Origin of the sequence: Streptomyces sp. P9(2023), assembly GCF_032436795.1 — a bacterium.
In the GTDB taxonomy this organism is placed as follows: Bacteria; Actinomycetota; Actinomycetes; order Streptomycetales; family Streptomycetaceae; genus Streptomyces.
Map to the genome: position 1 here is coordinate 1 of NZ_JAUPWM010000168.1, position 437 is coordinate 437.

Consider the following 437-nt stretch of genomic DNA (forward strand, 5'->3'; position numbering starts at 1 on the left):
CCGCGCCGCCACGAACCCCACCGACTCCTCGACCCGCTCCAGAGCCCCCACATAATCCCGGAACGAAACCCCTGGGAGGGCAAGCCCTGCCTTCTCGTCCCGGTAGAGCGCACCCCACTCGTCGACGATCCTGCCGAGTGTCGTGCCGTCCGCGATGAGCAGATCGATCGCGACATGGATGCGGGTGCGTTCCTCGTCCAGCCGCGTCGTGGCGATCTCGAACAGCGGCCAAGCCTCCGGTTCGCGTACGTGCCCGGCGATCCGCTCCCGTACCGATGCCAGCCGCGCCTCACGGTCGTCGGCCGCGAAACCGCGTACGTCCTCCCGTCCGAAGGCGTAAGCGGGGACACCGGGGAGTACCCGCTGCCGGCCGTCGTCGGTGAAGACCGCGCGCAGCATGTCGTGCCGCTCCACCACCGCGTTCCACGCCGCCTCCA

At 69.8% G+C, this 437-nt stretch carries 1 protein-coding gene; it reads right to left on the reverse strand.

The window, feature by feature from the left end:
• A partial coding sequence (locus Q5762_RS37195; protein ID WP_315896731.1) for a condensation domain-containing protein occupies window positions 1-437 on the reverse strand: 437 nt, incomplete at both ends.